This window comes from Saccharothrix sp. NPDC042600, from assembly GCF_040647305.1.
GTDB classification, from domain to species: domain Bacteria; phylum Actinomycetota; class Actinomycetes; order Mycobacteriales; family Pseudonocardiaceae; genus Actinosynnema; species Actinosynnema mutabilis.
In genome coordinates this window covers 136,393-155,397 of the sequence record NZ_JBEZBW010000001.1, presented here as the reverse complement: position 1 = coordinate 155,397, position 19,005 = coordinate 136,393, and the positions used below count along the sequence as shown (strand labels likewise).

Sequence of the window (19,005 nt, the reverse complement as noted above, 5' to 3'; positions counted from 1 at the left end):
CGGAGGCCGCCCGTGGAAGCGTTGAAGGCCAGGTACCCCAAGGAGCACCGTGAAGGCACCCACCGGTCCCGGTCTCCCGCCGATACCCTGGCCGACTACGGCCGGTACATGGCGCGGATCGGCATCACCCGGTTGGCCGACGTGACCGGTCTGGACCGGGTCGGCATCCCTGTCTACAACGCGATCCGGCCGAACTCGCGCTCGCTGTCGGTCTCCCAGGGCAAGGGCGTCGACCGCGACGCGGCCAAGGTTTCGGCGATGATGGAGTCGATCGAGTACTGGCACGCCGAGGTCTTCGACGGCCCCCTGCGCCACGACTCCTACCTGGGCCTGAGCCGACGCGCGCCCGTGGTCGACGTGCACCGGCTGCCGTTGCGCGGCGGTCTGGACACCACCGGCCCGGCCCGCGAGACCCGAGCGCGGGCGCGGCTGCGCACCGACGTGCCGATGCTGTGGGTGCAGGGCTACGACCTGCTGCGCGGCGGTCCGGTCTGGGTGCCGCACGAGACCGTGCGGCTGAACAAGGTGGGTCTGGACTACGCCGCCACCACGTTCCGCCTGGGCTCCAACGGGTTGGCTTCGGGCAACTGCATGCCCGAGGCGATCGTCCACGGCATCTGCGAACTCGCCGAGCGCGACGCGCTGACCACGTGGTGGGGTGACCTGCGCGACCCGGAGCGGGCCGAGGCCGCGAAACTGGACCTGGCCACCGTCACCGACGCGGTGTGCGCGGGCCTGCTGAAGCAGTTCGACGCGGCGGGTGTCGACGTCGTGGTCTGGGACGTCACCTGCGACACCCGCGTCCCGACGTTCCAGGTGTGCGTGGCGGAGCAGGAGCACCGGGCCGCGTGGCGTTCGTTCGGGGCGTGCTGGGGCTACGGCGCGCACACCAGCCCGGCGGTGGCGCTGTCGAGGGCGTTGACCGAGGCGGCGCAGAGCCGGGTCACCGTCATCACGGCCAGCCGGGACGAGAACTTCAGGACCATGTACAGCGCCCAGAACGACGCGGAGACGCTGCGCCGCACCCGCGAGGTCTTCTTCAGCCGGCCGGGCACCCGCCGCTTCGACCCGGCCGGCGGCGTTGACCACCCGACCATCAACGAGGACCTCGACGAGCTGCTCGGGCGACTGCGCGACGTCGGCATCGACCACGTGGTGGCGGTGGACCTCACGCGACCGGATCTCGGCATCCCCACGGCGAAGGTGATCATCCCCGGGCTGGAGCCATACTCGCTGTTCATCGGCTACACCCCCGGCAGCCGGGCACGCCGCAGGGCGGCGAGCGGATCGGGGGCGGGGCGGTGAACGTCTACGTCTTCCTCGGACCGAGCCTGCCCGCCGCACGCGCGCGGGAGGTCCTTGATGCCCACTACCTGTCGCCGGTCACCTGCGGCGACGTCACCGACCTCGTGCTGGACCGCGACCCGCCGGCCGCGATCGGCATCGTCGACGGGTACTTCGAGCAGGTGCCGACCGTGTGGCACAAGGAGATCCTCTTCGCGATCAGCCGAGGCGTGCGCGTCTACGGCGCGTCCAGCATGGGCGCGTTGCGGGCGGCCGAATTGAGCGCCTTCGGGATGCAGGGGGTGGGCCGGGTCTTCGAGGGGTTCGCATCGGGCGAGTACACCGACGACGACGAGGTGGCCATCGTGCACGCCGGGGCGGAGGACTGCTATCGGCCGCTGTCGGAGGCAATGGTGAACCTGCGGGCCGGCCTGGCCGACGCGGCGGCGGCCGGGGTGATCGGCCCGACGACCCACGACCGGCTGGTGGCGGTGGCCAAGGACACCCACTACCCGGACCGCTCCTGGCCGCGGTTGCTCGCCGACGGCCGCGACCTGGGCCTGCCCGCCGACGAGCTGGACGGCTTGCGCGAGCACGTGCGCCGCGTGCGCCCGGACGTCAAGCGCGCCGACGCGCTGGCCCTGGTGGAGCGGGTGCGCGACGACCTGGCCGCGGGGCTGCCGCCGGTCGAGTTGACGTTCGACCTCGAACCGACGTTCTACTGGGAGAAGCTGCTCGCCGTCGTGCGCGAGGAACGCGCCGCGCGGCGGGTCGGCGAGGTCCTGGGCGGGTCCGCGGACATGCTGCTGCGGTACCTGGCCGAGCACCTGCCGCACGTGCTGGATACCGCGCTGGGTCGAGTGCTGGCCCGGCGAGAAGCGTCCCGGCTGGGCCTGGTCGACGCCGACGACAACCCGCTCGAGTCCGACGAGGCGATCCACCGCGTGCTGGTGCGGCGCCTGTCGGGCGCGCTGGTCGGGCCGGCGTTGTCCCTGCTCGAGGCCGAGGGCCGGGTCGATTCCGTTCGCGCGGCCCTGGCGACCTACGACCCCGCCGGTGCGCCCGCCGAGGCCGGCACCGCGCCGCTCCCCGCGGGCCGTCGCGAATGAAGCCATCCACAATGGACGGTCGAGGTCGACTCGGACAGCGTTGACCCCTCGTCGCCCGGTCGAGGACCATCGGACCCAGGCCGTTCTCGGTGCTCCAACGGAAGGAGGTTCCGCCGTGGAACCCCAGTTCCAGGCCGAAAACCACATCGTCAACCTGCTCGACGGCCTGTGCCGCGCCATGTACGACGACTCGGGCGTGCGGCTGGAGGACATCACAGGGGTGTCGGGCGCGCGGGCCGAGGCGTTGCCGGGACTGCCGGTGGGCGTGGACCGGATCGTCATGCAGCCCGGCACGGCGTTCCCGCTGCACGTGCACCCCGGCGCGCACATCCTCTACGTCCTCGGCGGCACGGGCGGTCTGCACATCGACGGCCACGACTACGTGCTGGAGCCCGGCGACAGCGTCTACGTGCCCGCAGACTACCCGCACGGGGTGCGGGGGCCGGTGGACGCCCACCCGCTTGAGTTCCTCGCGTTCGGCGCCCCACACCACGAGGTGGACTCCACCACCCGCATGGTGGTCGTGCGCGACGCGCAGACGGTGGCGCAGTGACGCCTCCGACGATCACCGGCCCGGCCGTGCTCCCGCTGCGCTATGGTCCCGTAGCGACGACATTCCGCTTGTGGCACTTCGACTTCGCCGGTGATCGCTGGGTGGCGGCGTGGACCGGGGACCTGCACGACGGCCCCGTGCCACTGCGCATCGAGTCGGCCTGCCTGTTCGGCCACGTGCTGCGGTCCGCCCAGTGCGACTGCGGGTTCCAGCTGGAGGCGGCGATGACGAGCTTCGCCCGGCGGGGCTGCGGGCTGCTGCTCTACGCGGTCGACCAGGACGCCCGCGGTCTGGGCACCGCCGCCCACTTCGCGATCTACGCCCTGCGCCAGCAGGAGAACCTCGACACCGACGCCGTCTACGCCCGGCTCGGTGCGCCGATGGACGCCCGGTCCTACGCCGCGGTGCCCGTGATCCTGCGGCACTTGGGCGTCGACGCCGTGCGGCTGTTGAGCAACAACCCGCGCCGGGACCGCTTCCTGCGCGAGGCGGGCTTCACGGTGGAGAACGAGGCGCTGGTCGAACCGCTCAACGCCCACAACATGAGCACGCTCATGCTGGAGAAGGAGGACCTGGGCTACGATTGGCCGTTCGAGACTCACGCCGACTGGCTGTCCCCGATGCAGGCCGCCGTCGCCGGCGACGCCGAGCGGAGCCTGGCTGTGCTCGCGATTCCGGGCAGCGGCACCACCGCGCACCCGCTGGCCCGCGCGCAGGACAGCGGGGACTGGGAACTGGCGGCGGCATTGCGCGCCGGCGCACCGCCCGCCGTGCCGCGCGACGGCCCGATCGTCGTCTACCTCACCGACCTGCCGCGCGCCGACGAGCTGCGCGAATACGCGGCAGTGGGCGCCTACGCCGTGGTGGTGCCGTTCGCGGACATCCCGCCGTTGCTCCGCGAGGCGGCGAACGCGGCCGGCATCCGAATCGTGGACTGGGCGCGCCGCAACGCCTACACGACATCCAGACCACAGTGGACACTGGTGCACCACAGCCACGCCATGCAGGTGTACACCCGGGCCGGCCGGGTTCGCTGCGTCGCCGGGCAGGCGGAGCTGGACGCCCTGCGGGCCTCCGGAGTCCTCGGCTCGCCGACCCGCGAGCGGCCGCGATGGGTCGAGTTCGACCTCGCCACCGCGAGGGCCGACGCCGACGCCGTGCTCACTCGGCTGGGTGCCCGGTGACCGGCCGGGGAAGCGCGCTGGCGGTGCCCCGGCACGAGGGCGAGGCCGCGGCCGCCGGACCCGGCTTGGCCGTGGACACCGCCGACGCCGCGCCGGCGTCGATGCGTCGGTTCCGCTGCCTCAACCCCTTCCACTTCGAGCAGGGCCGGAACATCCCGGTGCCCGGGACGGACCGGTTCGCCTGCTCGGTGGAGAGCGTCTGGCAGGGCCTCAAGCTCGTCGACGGCGTCACCGACCCGGACATGCTGCGCTTGCCCGCCCGGAAACGGCCACCGGAAAGCCTGCGCACCGGTGACTACGACTACAGCGCCTCGCTGTTCTGCTTCGGCGGCCGAACGGTCGACCTGGTCACCGCCCGCTACCTGATCTACCTGCCGACCTACCTGCACTTGCTGGACCGCCTGGTGCCCGACGCCGTGGTGGGAGAGGTCCACGACGCGCTGGACCGGGGTCGGAGCGTGTACTTCTACGACTGGGACGCCAACTTCGACATCGAGGACGACCGCGACTCGTTCAGCCACTCCGCCGTGCTGGCCGCGTGGTTCGGCGGATCGCTGGAGCGGGAGCTCCGCCGCCGCGCTCACTGGCTGGGCCGGCATGGCATCCGCGACGGGCCGCCCCTCGACGTTGACCGCTACCGCCGTCTGCACTCCCGCTGAAAGCCAGGTCGACCATGCGCATCCCTCGGCGTGCGGCCCAAGCCGCCTACTGGAGCAGCCAGCGCCTGCGGGGCAGGTCCGCGGTGCGGCGCAGGCTGGACGAGCTGCGAGCCAACCAGGAGCTGTCGCCCGCGGCGATCGAGTCCTTGCAGTTCGCGAAGCTCCAAGCGGTGGTCGCGCACGCCTACCGCACCGTCCCCTACTACCGCCGGGTCATGGCCGAGCGCGGCCTGCGCGGCGTCGACACCCCGGAAGACCTGCGCAGGCTGCCGCTGCTCACCCGCGAGGTGCTGATCCGCGAGCAGGCGGGGCTGCTGTCCGAGACCGCCGACCGGGCCACGGTGCAGACCAACTTCTCCAGCGGGTCCACCGGCCGCCGGGCGCAGTTCCAGCAGGACCTGGACTTTCGGATCTGGATGCGCGCCCACCAGCTGCGCACCTACGAGTGGTGCGCGGGTTGGCAACTCGGCGACCCGTTCGCGCTGCTGTGGGGCTCGGAGATCTACTGGTCGTTCAAGCAGGCGGTCGACCGGCTGGAGAACCTGTTGACCAACCGTCGCGAGTTCAACACCTTCCGGCTCTCAGCGGAGTTGGTCGCGGGCGTCCTCGACGCGCTGGTCCGCCTCGAGCCAACCCTGATCAGCACCTATTCCAACGCCATGCACCTCATCGCCAAGGAAGCGCAGCGGCGCGGCGTGCGCGTCCCGGGCCTGCGGGCCGTCCAGGGGACCTCCGAGCCGCTGCCACCGGCGCTGCGTGACCGCATCGGCTCCGTGCTGGGATGCCAGGTCTACGACAAGTACGGGATGCGGGAGACCAACATCGTCGCCCACGAACAACCGGGCGGCGGGCCCATGCTGATCCAGGCGGAGAACGTCTACGTGGAGTTCCTCGACGACGAGGACCGGCCGTGCGCGCCGGGGCAGACCGGGCGGGTCGTGGTGACCACGCTGAACAACCGGGCGATGCCATTGCTGCGGTACGAGACCAGCGACTTGGCGGCCCCCGTGGAGCGCGACCAGGCCGCGGCGCTGCCCTATCCCGCCATGACCTCTGTCGCGGGCCGGTCGCAGGACCTGATCCGCACGCCGACCGGCGCCCACGTCGACGCGTACCTGTTCTCGTACCTGTTCATGCGGTTCCCCGAGGTGGACTGGTTCCAGGTCGTTCAGCGCGAGCCCGAACGGCTCGACATCCGGGTCTACGCCCCCCACGGCCTGAGCGCCCGGACCACCGCCGAGCTGACCGACCGGATACACCACCACACCGGCTACCCGTTCCGGATCGCGTTCGACGCGGTGGGCCGGATGCCCGACTCGCCCACGGGCAAGTTCCGGCTCTGCGTGTGCGAACTGGGGTCGGCGACGGAAGGGTCGCGCAGTGGATGAGCTGGACGCGAGCGTGCTCGTCGCACACGAGGCGATGCCGCCGCCACCGCCACCGCCCCCCGCCGTGTTCGACTGGCGCCCCTGCCCCGCGCACGTGGCGCGCCCGTTGACCGAGGCCGGCGACCGCTTCGACCTCGGCGACTTCACCACGTGGTTGCACGCGGCCGGGGTCGTGGACACCTCTGCCATCGACCTGCCCGGGGCCACGGTCACCCTGCCGTTCGGCATGCGGCTGCTCGGGCGGATGGAGGCGGTCGTCCGTGACCGCTACGAGGCGCACGGCTATGAGGAGTACGACTACCCGCTGCTGGTGCCGGCAACCGCGCTGGAGCCGACCAGGCGGCTGATGCCGCTGGAGAACGCGCTGGTGTCGGCGGGCGACGACCGCGACTGGGCCGCCGGGCGCAAGCGCATGGTGCTCACCCCCACCGGCGAGGCCGCCGTGTACACGCACTGGGCCCGCGTGGTGCGGCACCGGTCGGACCTGCCCATCCGAAGCTACCGGCGGACCAGGTACTACCGGCCCGCCCGGCCCGGCCGCGGGGTGTTTCGGGGGATCGAGGCACTGGACGTCTTCGAGTTCCAGTCATGCCACGCCGTGGAGCGCGAAGCGCACGCCGCGTTCGGGGATGCGTTCGCGATGTGCCGGGAGGTCGCCGCCGCGCTGCACGTCCCGGTGCTGTGGGCGACGCGGCCGCCGTGGACCAACAACGCCGCCGTCGCCGAGGTCACGATCGGCGGCGACGTGCCGCTGCCGCGAGGCTCGACCATCCAGGTGGCCAGCGTCTACCGGCAAGGCCAGCGCTTCTCCACGGTGTACGACGTGGCCTACCGCGAGCACGGCAGGCGCGTGCACACCTGGCACGTCACCGGCGCGCTCACCCGCCGCCTGCTGCTGATGCACCTCATGCTCGGCATGGACGCGGACGGCGAGTTGCTGGTGCACCCGGACCTGGCGCCCACGCAGGTCGCGCTGACCATGGCGGGCGGCGACGCCGACGAGCAGGCGGCGGCCCGGCGACTGGCCGCGGCCCTGGATCGGCGGGGCGTGCGCTGCCGGTCGTCCTTCCCGGTCGGTCGCGACGAGGTGGGCAGGGCACACCGGGACTGGCGCCGGCAGGGCGTGCCGTTGCGCCTCTACCTGCACGCCGGTCGGGCGCCGGGCGAACGCGTCAAGGTGGTCGTCGTCCGGGCCGACACGCGGGCGGAGGCCGTCCTGCTGCCCGAACGGCTCGACACGCTGGCAGACGCGCTGGCGCGTGCCCTCGCCGAGGTCGGCGCGGGTTACCTGCAGCGGGTCCGGAGATTCGTGACCGACCGCTGCCGGGCGGCGGCCGACCGGGACTCGGCGAAGGAAGTCTTGGCGGGGCGCGCAGTCGCCGTGCTGCCGCTGACCGCCGACCGCCGGTCGGTGCAGGAAGTGGCGTCCTGGGGCCTCGGCGAGGTGCTCGGGCTGCGGCGGGCCGCAGAGCCCAGGCCCTGCGTCGTCAGCGGGCGGCCCACCACGGCCGTGGCCTTCGTGTCCGCGCGGAGGTGACCATGTCCTGCGTTCGAGTCGTAGTGGTGACCGGCGCTCCGGGCGTCGGCAAGACGGAGGTCGGCCGGCGACTGGTGCGCCGCTACCGGGTGCCTGCGGCGCTGATCGACACCGACGCGATGGCGGACGTGTACCCGTGGGCCGCCGAGCAGCGGACGTACCAGCTGATCGCCCGCAACGTCCGCATGTGCCTGGCCGCCTACCGGGACTGGGGCGCCGACGTCGTCGTGCTCTCCGGGGTGTTGCTGCCCGGCCGCGCCCTCGACCCGCTCGGCGACCTGCTGGCCGACCCCGGGTTGACGTGGGCGTGGTACGGGCTGCGGGCGCCTGCCGACGTGCTCGTCGCGCGCATCCGGGCCGACACCAAGGTGCAGGACGCGGACGGGCGGCTGAGCTGGGTCTTCCTGGACGCGGAGGTGCCCGGCGTGCCGGGTGTCCGCGTGGTCGACACCGGTGGTGTGCCGTTGGAGGGCGTCGTGGACCGCATCGCCGCCGCCGAGGCCCTCGAGTTGCCCGCCGGCACGGTTCGGATGTCGCACACGTCCGTGCGGCCGCCGCCCCGGGCCGACCGGTGGGTCCGGGTCGGGGTGGCGCGGGCCGAGGAGGTCTGCCGGGCCGTGCTGCGCTCGGCGGGGATGCCCGCGTCCGTCGCTGCGGACACCGCCGCCGACCTGGTCGACGCCGAGCGGAACGGCCAGCCGTCCCACGGGCTGCTGCGGGTGCCGGAGTACCGGGCGGCCATCGCGGCGGGCGAACTGGACCCTGCGGCGGTCCCGGTCGCCTACCGCACCGGCGGGTCGGCGGTCGTGGTCGACGGCCGGCGCGCGCCCGGCGTGTCGGTCCGGGCGCTGGTCGCCGACGAACTCGTCGCCGGCGCGACCACCGTCGCCGTCCGGGCCGCCGGGCACCTGGGCAGACTGGGCCCCTTGGCTCGGAGGGTGGCCGCGCACGGGCTGGTGCTGCTCGGCTTCGTAAACTACTCCGGGCACGGCGCCAAGGTCGCCCCGGAAGGCGCCTGGGTGGGCCGGTGGGCGACGAACCCCGTCGTGCTCGCCTGCCCCGGCGGTGACGCCGGACCGGTGGTGGTCGACATGAGCACCAGCTCGACCGCCGAGGGCCGGGTCCGCGCGGCGCTCGCGGCCGGCGACGACCTGCCGCCCGGACTGCTGACCGATCCGGACGGCAGGCCGGTGACCGATCCCGCCCTGCTCTACACCGACCCACCGGGGGCGGCGATCACCCCACTGGGTGGTCCGGCCTCGCACAAGGGCCACGCCCTGGCCGCGTTCGTGGAGGCGATGGCGGGGGCCGTGGGCGGTGCGGGGCACGTGGGCGCACCGGGCCCGCCCGGCAACGGCGGGGTGTTCGTGGCGTTCCCGGCCACGGTGTTCGGACGCTCGCTCGACGAGGTCGCCGCCGCACTCGGCGGGATCGAACGGCACCTCCGCGCCGTCCCGGCGACCGGGTCGCAGTGCCCGCGTCTGCCCGGCCGTGGGCCCGCGGGCCGGGACCTCCCCGACGCCATCGACGTCCCGGTCGCCCTCTGGCAGTCGATCGACGGCATCGCCCTGGAGAGGAGCACCCCGTGAGCAACCACCTACCGCACCCCAGGTCGGCGCTGGAGCCCGCCGGCGGGCGGCCCGCGCCGGCGATCGGCATCTTCCTGCTCGGCGGCGACAGCATGGTCGCCGAGGCGTGCGCGAGCACCGGGCTGGACTGGGTGGTGCTGGACATGGAGGCGGCGCCGATGTCCAAGCGCGAGGCCCTGCACCTGATGCAGGCGCTGCGGCACTCCGACTGCGTCCCGGTCGTCCGGGTGAGCTGGGCGCAGCAGCACCTGATCGAGCACGCGCTGGACATGGGCGCGTCCGCGGTGATGGTGCCGAAGGTGGATACCGCCGCGGAGGCCGCCGCGGCGGCGCTGGCGTGCCGGTACCCGCCGCAGGGCACCCGCGGGGTCAACCCGGTGCGGGCTTCGGACTACTTCCACGACGTGCCCGGGTACCTGGCCCGCGCCAACGACGCCGTCGCCTGCATCGTGCAGATCGAGTCGCCTGAAGCGGTGCGCAACGCCGACGAGATCGCCGCCACGAAGGGGGTCGATGCCCTGTTCATTGGAATGGGCGACCTCGCGTGCGCTTACGGGCAACCCGGCGTCATGGACGGCCCGGTCGTGGACGAGGCCCGGGCCCGTGTGCTCGCCGCCTCCGCCCGGCACGGCAAGACGGCGGGAATCTTCGCCTACAGCCGGGAACTGGCCAGGCAGTACATCCGAGAGGGCTTCGGATTCATCGCCATCGGCAATGAACTGAAGATCTTTCGGGAAGGCCTCCTCGACGCACTGGGTTCCTTGCGTGCACCGGCGTGACCCGGTCGAGGACCGAGCGATACGATGCCGGCGTCATCCACCGATCCGAGACAGTGAAACGAGCTCCCCGATGCGTTGGTCGCAACTCCACATCCCGACCCTCCGGCAGCATTCGGCGGAGGCCACGGCACCGAGTCACCAATTGCTGCTGCGCGCGGGTTACATCCGACAGCTCATGGCCGGCCACTACTCGCTGCTGCCGCTCGCCGTCCGGGTCCGGACCAAGATCATCGAGGTCATCCGGCAGGAGATGAACCGGATCGGCGCGCAGGAATTCCTCCTGCCCGGAATGCACCCCGCCGACATCTGGCGGCGGTCCGGGCGCTGGGAAATCATGGGCCAGGAGATGTTCCGCCTCCAAGACCGGCGGGGCGCCGATCTGGCGCTGGGTATGACGCACGAGGAGATCTTCACCGTGCTCGCCAGCGAACTGCTCAGCTACAAAGCCCTGCCGCAGTCGTGGTACCAGTTCCAGACCAAGTTCCGGGACGAACCGCGACCCAAATCCGGGTTGTTGCGCACCCGTGAGTTCACGATGAAGGATTCCTACAGCTTCGACCTCACCGAGGACGGATTGGACGAATCGTTCCGCAAGCACGGCGAAGCCTACGAGCGGATCTTCGCCCGGCTGGGCATCAAAGCCATTCCGGTCGACGCGTCGAGCGGCTCGATGGGCGGCTCGAACTCCACGGAATTCATGTCGCCCTGTGAGGCCGGCGAGGACTTCGTCGTGCACTGCACGAAGTGCGGGTACGCCGCCAACCTGGAGAAGGCGACGTCGGCACCCGCCGAAGCCGCGGAAGCCACCGGCCCGACCGAGGTGGAGGAATTCGCCACGCCGGGCGTCGCCACCATCGAGGAACTCGAATCGGCCTTCGGCGTCCCGGCCAGCCGGCAGATCAAGACGCTGGTCCACGTGCTCGACGAGCAGATCACCCTGGTCCTGTTGCGCGGCGACCACCAGCTCAACCAGCAGAAGCTGCTCGACTTCACCGGTGCCCTCGCGGCGCGCCCCGCGCACCTGGACGAGATCAAGGCCCTGCTCGGCGCGCCTCCCGGCAGCCTGGGCGCCGTCGGGGTCACCGACGTGCCGGTGCTGGCCGACGAATTGCTCCGAACCGGCAGCGCGATGACCACCGGGGCCAACAAGGACGGTTTTCACCTGCGCGGCGTCGACGTCGAGCGCGACATCGCCGTCACCCGCTGGGCCGACCTGCGCGAGGTGTCCGCGGGCGACCGGTGCCTGCGCTGCGGGCACGCGCTTGAGATGATCAAGGCCGTCGAGGTCGGCCACATCTTCAAGCTCGGCAACCGCTACACCAAGGCGCTCGACGTCACCGTGCTGAACGCGGAGGGCGCGCGGGTCCCGATCATCATGGGCAGCTACGGCATCGGCGTCGAGCGCGCCCTCGCCGCGATCGTCGAGACCCACCATGACGACAAGGGCATCGTGTGGCCCCGCGCGGTCGCCCCGTTCGAGGTCTGCGTGGTGGTCGCCGCCATGGACGACCCGGAGTCCCGCAAGGTCGGTACCCGGATCTACGAAGACCTCTTGGCCGCGGGCGTTGAGGTCGTCATCGACGACCGCGACGAGCGGGCGGGCGTGAAGTTCTCCGACGCCGAACTGATCGGATTCCCCCTGCGCGTCACGGTCGGCAAGCGGCGCCTCGTGACGGGCGAGGTCGAGCTGACCGACCGCGCGACCGGCGAGACCCGGGTCGTGAAGGTGGACGAGGTGGTCGCGGCGATCACCGGCTGAGCGGGCCTCTCGGCCGGAGACGGGCGGCGAGCCTGTCGAACGGGTGGTTCCGGGGTCCGGCGATGGCACATGTCATCCGTTCCCCGGCTACCACGTGACATCGGTACCGCAGGCCGTGTACGTCTCGACGTTCACGAACGGACGCCGTGACGGATGCGGCGGGGCGAAGAGGCCCTGGCGGCCTGAGGGGGCGGGTGACCGGGAGTCCGGCATGGTGATCGGACGCGGTTCCTGGCGAGTGTTCCGTGCGTTCCGCGAGCAACCTGGCGGCCGCTGAACCTGGGGCTCGACCGCCTCGACGCGGCCGTGCTCACCCCACGCGCACCTCGACACCTGCGGCTACCTGCCGGTGCCGGCTCGCAACGGCTGGCGCGGCCCGCTGTACGCCACGGAGGGCTCTGCGGGAGGGCTGGCGCGGATCGTGCCGGCCGACAGCGCCCACCTGATGGAAGGAGAACGCCCTCCAGGCCAAGGAGCGCCGGCGGAACAAGCACCACCCCGAGCTGCCCCGCGGGGGGGAACCTCCGCGACGAGCTGCCCGTACGCCTCCGTCACGACCCAGCGCGAGCAACCCAACTCCTCCGCGAGCGCCCGGCTCGGCGGCACGGCGTCGCCCTCGGCCAACCTGCCGTCCCGGATCACGGCTCGCAGCGCGTGCGCCAGCCGGTCGTGCAGGGGTGCCCGCCCGCCGACGTCCACGGGCGTCGCCCATGTGAAACTAATCCGTCTCGTTCTGGGAGCACCCGAGCGGGTTCGGCGGGCAGAGCGAGGAGCTGCTCGGCCGCTGGCTGGCCCGTCGGCCGGGCGTGCGGGACCGGGTGCGGATCAGCACCAAGGTGGGTTGCGAGCCGACCGAGGCGGGGCGGTTCCCGGAGACGGCCGAGGGCCTGTCGGCGGGCGTGGTCAAGAACGGGATCGAGGCCTGCCTGCGGCGGCTCGGCACCGACCACGTCGAGCTGTTCTGGGCGCACAAGCCCGACCCCGTGACACCGCTGGAGGAGACGGTCGCCGCGTTCGACGAGCTGGTGTCCGCGGGCCTGGTGGGCCGGGTCGGCGGCTCCAATTACCCCGTGTGGCAGGTCGAACGGGCCCGCCAGATCGCCCGCGCTAGCGGCCGGGTCGGCTTCACCGCCGTGCAGCAGCACCACACCTACCTACGACCGCTCCCCGGCACGCGGCCCACCGTCGTGCACCGGTTCGGCGAGGTCTCCGACGAGGTGGTCCACTACCTCGAACACCACCCGGACCTGGCGCTGTGGGCGTACACCCCGCTGTTGAGTGGCCGCTACACCCGCACCGACAAACCCCTGCCCGCCGAATACGACCACCCCGGCACGACCCGCCGCCTCGCCGTGCTGGACCAGGTCGCCGCCGAGACCGGAGCCGACCGCAACCAGGTCGTGCTGGCCTGGCTGACCGGCGGTGACCTCGACATCACACCGATCGTCGGCGTCAGCTCGGTCGGGCAACTGGACGACGCGATCGCCGGGGTGTCCCTGGAGCTGACGGCCGACCAGCGGCAACGCCTCGACCGCGCCGCGTGACACGCCGCCGCTCGACGGTCAGCCGATGGCCTCGGCCGCGGTGAACCACGTCGTCGGGTCGCCGAGGTCCCGGATCTCCAGTGAGCGGGCCATCTGTTCGAGGTCGGCTTCCGCGTAACGGGAGCGGTGTGACGCCCGGACGACGATCGCCGCCCCGAACGCGCCGCAGTCCACCACGAGACCGCCCTCCAGAGGAGTGGTGTGGCCCGTCGTGTCGGTGTCCCACGCGGGCCGTGCCGGGGTCAGGTTCGCGGAGGACAGGTCGATCACCACGGCTTCGCCGTAACCGGTGGCGGACTCACCCACCTTGTCGTCGCACAGGTGCAGGTACGCGCGCCAACCGTCGTTCGCGCCGCGCCAGGGGTCGCTGAGCCCGTCATACGCGCCGCACACGGCCAACCCGCCGGGCACGTACCCGAACCGGACCGGGAACCGGAGCTGCCGACGCGCGCCGACCTCCACGCGACCCGCCAGGTCAACCAGTTCGTCCCGCTCGGACCACGCGTACCCCCGCACCACCAGCCACGTGTCCCCGCCGTACTGCACCACGACCGCCGGCGTCGGGTACGTCCAGCCCGAACGGGGACGCGGGTCGGGCAGGTCGGGCAGGTGGAACGCGGTGCGCGGGCCGATGGTGAACGCGCGCCGGCCGAGGACGGCGGTGCGGTCGAACGTGCCCGGCGGGTAGAGCTTCACGTTCGCGGCGAGGTGTCGCGCCCCGGCGTCGTAGTACAGCGACTCCGACTGCACACCACCGAAAATCCCCGTGTCGGCGACGAACGCGCCCGGCGGACTGATGATCGTGAACGTCATCTGCGGGTCCTCGACGGACACCGGACGCGGCGGCCCGTTCGGCGGCACCTTGGAGACGCTCGGCGTCACCACGGTCCAGATCATCGGCCGGGGCGGCTGCAACGCCGCGAACGCGTACACCGCCGACAACGCCAGCAACACCGCGGCGACGAGCCCGACCGGCGCCCGACCCCGTGTCCACGCCGGAACGGGTAATCGCAGCCCGGCGGCCACCGAACGCCGCCGGGTCGGGAACACCTCGCGCCACGCCGCCTCCATCGCCGGCAGGTCCGGGTGACGCCGCGCGGCGTCGCGGTGCAACGCCCGCTGGAAGAACCGGGTCAGGCCGGCGCGCAGCTCCGGGTCGAAGCGGTCGGTGGCGAGTTCCGGCCGGTCCGCCGGCACCGCGCCGGGGTGCGTGCCGCCATCGCCCCACACCGGCAGGACGCCGGACGCCATCTCGTGCAGGCTGACCGCCGCGGCGTACCGCTCGGCGTGACCGTCGTAGAGCGGCCGGCGGGCCGAGCCGAGGAACGGGTCGAGGTAGCCGCCCGTGCCGACGGTGACCTCCGTGAGCAGGGCATCGCTCAACGACAGGTCGTACAGCACCAACTCCGGGTCCGACCCCGGGCGTTCGCGGAGCCCGAAGTTGTCCGGCTTGAGGTCGCGGTGGAACACGCCTTCGGCGGCGAGGTGGGCCAGCGCGCGCAGCAGGTCCAGGCCGAAGCGCTCCAGCTCGGCGCGTTCCAGCCGGCCTTCGGCGCGCAGCCGTGCGCCGACCGACCGGGTCCCGGCGTACTCCAGTTCCAGCACCGTGCGCCCGTGCACCTCGCGCGGACCCGCCAACAGCCGCACGACACCGGAACCGCCGACGTGCCGCAGGACGTCCGCCTCGGCCCGCAGCCGGGCCGCCCGCCCCTCGTCCAGCGCGACCTTGAAGACCCGCCGGTCCACGCCACCGTCGTCGGCGGTGCGCGCCACCTGGAGCGCGCGGGCGGTCGAACCGGTGCCCAGCACGCGCTCGACCAGCCACCGCCGTTCGAGGTACTGGCCGGGCCGGGCCACCAGCGGGTCCACGGCGGGCAGGTGGTCGGTGGCCAGGTGCTCGCGTTCGAGGGCGTCCAGGCGGCGCAGGAACCCGTCGACCGACAACCGCAGGCGCGGGTCGGTCCGCGTGGCGTCGAACACCAGGTCGGAGAACCCCTCGGGCACGCCACGGGGCGGTCGCAGCCCTTCCTCCACCGCGAGCCGGTCCCGCAACTCCGCGCGCCCCCGCGCGGGTTCCTCGTCGGACAGCACCAGGTGCGCGATGGCACCGAGGCCGAACACGTCCAGCGCGACCGGGTTGGCGCCCGGGATCTCCGACTCCGGCGCCAGGTAGGGGTCGTCCGGGTCGGAGAAGGACACCGCGACCGTGTGCCCGACCGACGCCGCCGGTTGCGCCAGCCGGAACGCCGACCGCCAGTCCGCGATCCGCAGCACGGGCCGCTCGTCCGCGCTGACCCACACCGACCGGGCGGACAACGCGCGGTGGCACAACGCGTGCCCGTGCGCGTAGTGGACCGCCTCGGCGAGTTGGCGCACCAGGTCCAGCCGTTGCGCCACCGTGGGTTCCCGCAGTTCGAGGTAGTCGTCCAGGCGCAGGTCGGAGGCGTTGTGGCGGAACAGGATCGCCCAGCCGCCGGGGTGCGGCCCGAAGCGCAGGGGTTGCGCGACACCGCGGTGCACGATCCGTTGCAGCAGCCGGTACTCCCGCTCGGCGGCCCGTTCGACGGCGCGCCTGGCCGCGGGTGTGGCCTGCTCCGCCGACAGGTAGACGCGCAGCCGGCCCTCTTCCACGATGTCGCCGTCGCGCCGGGCGAGCCGGTCCTCCCAGTCGACGCCGGCGTTGAGCGGTCTGCGGTCGAGTTCCCACTCGCCGCCGAAGCGCAGGTGCGCGGTGGCGGCCCCGATGTCGGCTTCGGCCAACAGGTCCGGCAGCACGTCACGGGCGAACCCCGGGGACACCTCGGTCCCGTCGACGCCGAGCAGGTCGCGCCACAGCCACGGCAAGCCCGTGCTCTCGCGGTCGCGGGCGTAGACGCGGTGGCGCTGCACCTCGTCCATGTCCGCGACGAGACCGGGCGCGGACAGGAACACCACCGGCTCCACCCGCGGCACCCGGTCCGGCACACCCAGCCGCCCGGCGGCACGGTCCAACACCGCCCGCAGCTCCTTGGCCTTGCGGTCCACCAGGTGCAGCGGGTTGCGCAACGCCCGCCGCGTACCGCCGTCGTTGAACCGCCAGTTGCCGGTGTGCGCCCGCACGGCGCCGGGATGCGACTTGATCTCGACCAGGAACAGCCCACCGGGGGCGGCGATCAGCAGGTCGCACTCGTTGACCCGCCCGGTGACCGCGGTGAACGTGAAGGTCGCCCAGGCCCGATACGGCCACTCCCCACGCACCGACCGCTTGACGTGCTCAAGCGCGTCCTGCTCCCACCGAAACGGCGACACCTCCTCCTGGAACCACCACCACTCGTCCCGCCGCGCCACACGTTCTCCCCTCCACGTCCCCGACGACCATGGTGGCATCGACCACGGACGTCAACGCCGTTGCGCGGGCCGGCCGACGAACCGGGCAGCGCTCCCTTCCCCCACAGCCACACCCGCGGCTCTGGAAACGCATGCGCCCGTTCGCGCAGGGTGGGCGGATGGTGCGGGAACCCGTGCAGGCGGTCGGCGTGCGAGTCGAGGCGGCCGAGGCCGTGCCGCGGGCCGGTGCGACCGCGCTCGGCGGGGTCGCGGGGCTGGTCGCCCGGATCCAGCGGCAGGCCGGGAACGTGGTCGCCGCGCGGGTGGCGCGGTCGTTCGTGGTGCAGCGGCAGCCGACCCAGGAGGAAGTCGCGTTGGTCGACGCCTACATCGCGGCGTTGAACGGCGACCGGGAGGTGGGGCCCGCGCGGGCGGCCCTGGGTGACTACGTCCGCGGCAACCCGGCGCGCGTGGCGGAGGTGTCGTCGCTGTTGGCGTCGCGGACCGACGCGTGGCTGGGTCGGGCGCGAACGGCGGTGGACGGGCTGCTCGCCGCCTACCACGAACTCGTCTACACCGCCGCCGTGCAGACGTGGGCCCGGCAGCACCGCAACGACGCGCTGGGCGCGGACGCGCGGCGGTTGCTCGGACCGGGCCGCAGGGCGTTCACCGACGCGCTCCGCGAGGCGAGGACGTCGATCGGCCGGCTCGGGGACCTGTCGGCGGGCATGGCCGGGGCGGCCCCGCAGGCGCACGCGCGGTTCCTGGCCGAGGCGGGACGGCGGTTCGCCACCCTCGCCCACACACCCCGGTACGAGGTCGAGGCGGACGCCCGCCTGGCCCGGCTGGAACCGCACCCCGAACGCCCGCCCGGCGAGCAGGCGAGCCGGGACCTCGCCGAGTTCGCCACCGGCGAGGACGACGGCCCGGACCGGATCAGGCACGCCCGCGCCGCGATCGACCGGTCGCGCACCGCCCGCCGCGATCGCCTGTCGCCCGAGCTGCGCGGCTTGACCGGCACCACCGACGCCGACCGGACGGCGTTCGAGGCGCTGGTGGCGCGCGGCCTGGCCCGACCGCCGGCGCCGGCGTCGCGCGAGGCGATGGTGGGCCTGGTGATGGCGGCGCAGAACCAGGGCATCCGGGACTTCCGCGTCACCGGCATCGGCACCGCGCGACCGCGGATGACGACCTACCGCGGCCACGGCCCCGGCGCGGTGGACATCTCGGGCGGCACCGGGACGACCGTGACGGTGCTGCTCCCGCAATCGCTCCAGGCGAGCGCGGTCGGACTCGTCGGCGACGACTTCCGGCTGCACGACGCGCGGTTCGGCTGGGTGGACCGCAGCGGCCCGGCCCAGGACTTCGCCACCAAGGTCGCCGCCGGCTACTTCGGGCTCGACTTCCGGGCCGGCCTCATCGCGAGCCTGCGGGCCGCGTCCGCCCGTGACCCCGCCTACCGCCGCGCGTTGGCCGACGTGCCGCGCGAAGGCCCGACCCGCGTCCACCTCCGCCTGCGCTCCGGCCACTACGGCGCGCTGACCGGCGGTTCGCCGGAGCGGCACCCGGCGCCGGAACGGTTCCTCGCGGCCCTGGCCTACCGCGACACCGTCGCCGCCTCGGCCGACTCCGCGCCACCGCCGGGCACCCCGACCGTCGAGACCCGCCGAGCCGAGCTGCGCGACCGGTTGGCCCGGGCCGTGGACCCGCAGTTGCAGCGCCAGTTCCCCCAACTCCCGTCGCTGCGCCACGCCCTGGGGACGGTGGACGCCGGCGCTCCCGGCGACACCGCGTGGTCCCGAGCGCTGGTCCCGTCCGCGCGCTCCGCCGCGGTCGTCACGGCCATCCAGGACGCGACCGGTGCGGCCCTGAGCACCGATCCGGGGCTGGGACGCGCGGTCGAGGAGTTCCTGGCCTCCGCCACCGGCTCCGCCGGCCCGCTGCAGCCCATGAGCGGCCGGCACGCCGACTACCGCAGCCCGGTCCCGGTGGACCGCCCCGGTGGCGGCGAGGTGAGCATCGACTACCACTACGACCGCGGCAGCGAGCGGATCACCGTGCGGGTGACGTTCACCCACCTCTCCCACGTGGCCGACGACGTGCGGATCAACGGGACCGCGGCGCCGGGCCAACCCGTCGGCCGCACCGGGACCTCCGGCAACGCCGCCGGCCCCCACGCCCACGTCGAGGCCGGCGCACGACTCAGCGCACGCGACCTCGGGCCGATCAGCCCGATCACGTTCTTCGACGTCGACACCACCGGACCCGACCCGACACCACCCGGCCGACGCCCGCGCACCCGGCCGTGACCTCC

Annotated in this window: 13 protein-coding genes and 1 pseudogene; 12 read left to right on the top strand and 2 right to left on the bottom strand. The window is 73.2% G+C overall.

Features of this window, described 5'->3' with window-relative positions:
* Positions 1-12: 12 nt before the first annotated feature.
* The 10 genes from AB0A74_RS00600 to AB0A74_RS00555 all read left to right on the top strand — a co-directional run bounded on the left by AB0A74_RS00600 (position 13) and on the right by AB0A74_RS00555 (position 11,841).
* Positions 13-1,305 carry a YcaO-like family protein gene (locus AB0A74_RS00600; protein ID WP_358246750.1) on the top strand — a complete coding sequence of 431 codons (1,293 nt, stop codon included), beginning with the start codon at positions 13-15 and terminating at the stop codon, positions 1,303-1,305.
* Positions 1,302-2,393 carry a TfuA-like protein gene (locus tag AB0A74_RS00595; RefSeq protein WP_358246749.1) on the top strand — a complete coding sequence of 364 codons (1,092 nt, stop codon included), beginning with the start codon at positions 1,302-1,304 and terminating at the stop codon, positions 2,391-2,393. Before AB0A74_RS00600 ends, AB0A74_RS00595 begins: the two co-directional genes overlap by 4 nt.
* A gap of 115 nt (positions 2,394-2,508) precedes the next feature.
* Positions 2,509-2,946, top strand: a complete 438-nt coding sequence (locus AB0A74_RS00590) for a cupin domain-containing protein (RefSeq protein ID WP_358246748.1) — start codon at positions 2,509-2,511, stop codon at positions 2,944-2,946.
* On the top strand, positions 2,943-4,130 hold the full coding sequence (locus AB0A74_RS00585) for a hypothetical protein (protein ID WP_358246747.1): 1,188 nt from the start codon (positions 2,943-2,945) through the stop codon (positions 4,128-4,130). Before AB0A74_RS00590 ends, AB0A74_RS00585 begins: the two co-directional genes overlap by 4 nt.
* Positions 4,127-4,789 (top strand): hypothetical protein, encoded by a 663-nt coding sequence (locus AB0A74_RS00580; protein ID WP_358246746.1) that lies wholly within the window; start codon positions 4,127-4,129, stop codon positions 4,787-4,789. Before AB0A74_RS00585 ends, AB0A74_RS00580 begins: the two co-directional genes overlap by 4 nt.
* A gap of 14 nt (positions 4,790-4,803) precedes the next feature.
* Entirely contained in the window at positions 4,804-6,177 is a 1,374-nt protein-coding gene (locus tag AB0A74_RS00575; protein WP_358246745.1) for an AMP-binding protein, read from the top strand.
* The gene (locus tag AB0A74_RS00570; protein WP_358246744.1) at positions 6,170-7,714 is read left to right on the top strand and encodes a hypothetical protein; all 1,545 of its coding nucleotides are present in this window, start codon (positions 6,170-6,172) and stop codon (positions 7,712-7,714) included. Before AB0A74_RS00575 ends, AB0A74_RS00570 begins: the two co-directional genes overlap by 8 nt.
* Positions 7,715-7,716: 2 nt before the next feature.
* A complete protein-coding gene (locus AB0A74_RS00565; protein WP_358246743.1) occupies positions 7,717-9,303 on the top strand; it encodes an Ldh family oxidoreductase in 1,587 nt (528 codons plus the stop codon).
* Positions 9,300-10,082: an aldolase/citrate lyase family protein gene (locus AB0A74_RS00560; RefSeq protein ID WP_358246742.1), complete on the top strand. Its 783-nt coding sequence runs from the start codon at positions 9,300-9,302 to the stop codon at positions 10,080-10,082. Before AB0A74_RS00565 ends, AB0A74_RS00560 begins: the two co-directional genes overlap by 4 nt.
* Entirely contained in the window at positions 10,069-11,841 is a 1,773-nt protein-coding gene (locus AB0A74_RS00555; protein WP_358246741.1) for a proline--tRNA ligase, read from the top strand. The genes AB0A74_RS00560 and AB0A74_RS00555 overlap by 14 nt, the downstream gene beginning before the upstream one ends.
* Before the next feature lie 339 nt (positions 11,842-12,180).
* Here the strand turns inward: AB0A74_RS00555 and AB0A74_RS00550 are convergent, their stop codons facing one another.
* Positions 12,181-12,540: a winged helix-turn-helix domain-containing protein gene (locus tag AB0A74_RS00550; RefSeq protein WP_358246740.1), complete on the bottom strand. Its 360-nt coding sequence runs from the start codon at positions 12,538-12,540 to the stop codon at positions 12,181-12,183.
* A gap of 71 nt (positions 12,541-12,611) precedes the next feature.
* On the opposite strand from AB0A74_RS00550, the pseudogene AB0A74_RS00545 reads away from it, so the two are divergent.
* Positions 12,612-13,385: pseudogene (locus AB0A74_RS00545) on the top strand (aldo/keto reductase); the annotation flags it as partial.
* Between the two features lie 18 nt (positions 13,386-13,403).
* On the opposite strand, the gene AB0A74_RS00540 reads toward AB0A74_RS00545, so the two are convergent.
* Positions 13,404-16,712, bottom strand: coding sequence for an NERD domain-containing protein (locus AB0A74_RS00540; RefSeq protein ID WP_358246739.1), 3,309 nt, complete (start codon positions 16,710-16,712; stop codon positions 13,404-13,406).
* A 158-nt stretch (positions 16,713-16,870) separates the two neighbouring features.
* Between AB0A74_RS00540 and AB0A74_RS00535 the strand changes: the two genes are divergently transcribed.
* Positions 16,871-19,000 carry a hypothetical protein gene (locus tag AB0A74_RS00535; RefSeq protein ID WP_358246738.1) on the top strand — a complete coding sequence of 710 codons (2,130 nt, stop codon included), beginning with the start codon at positions 16,871-16,873 and terminating at the stop codon, positions 18,998-19,000.
* Positions 19,001-19,005 lie beyond the last annotated feature (5 nt).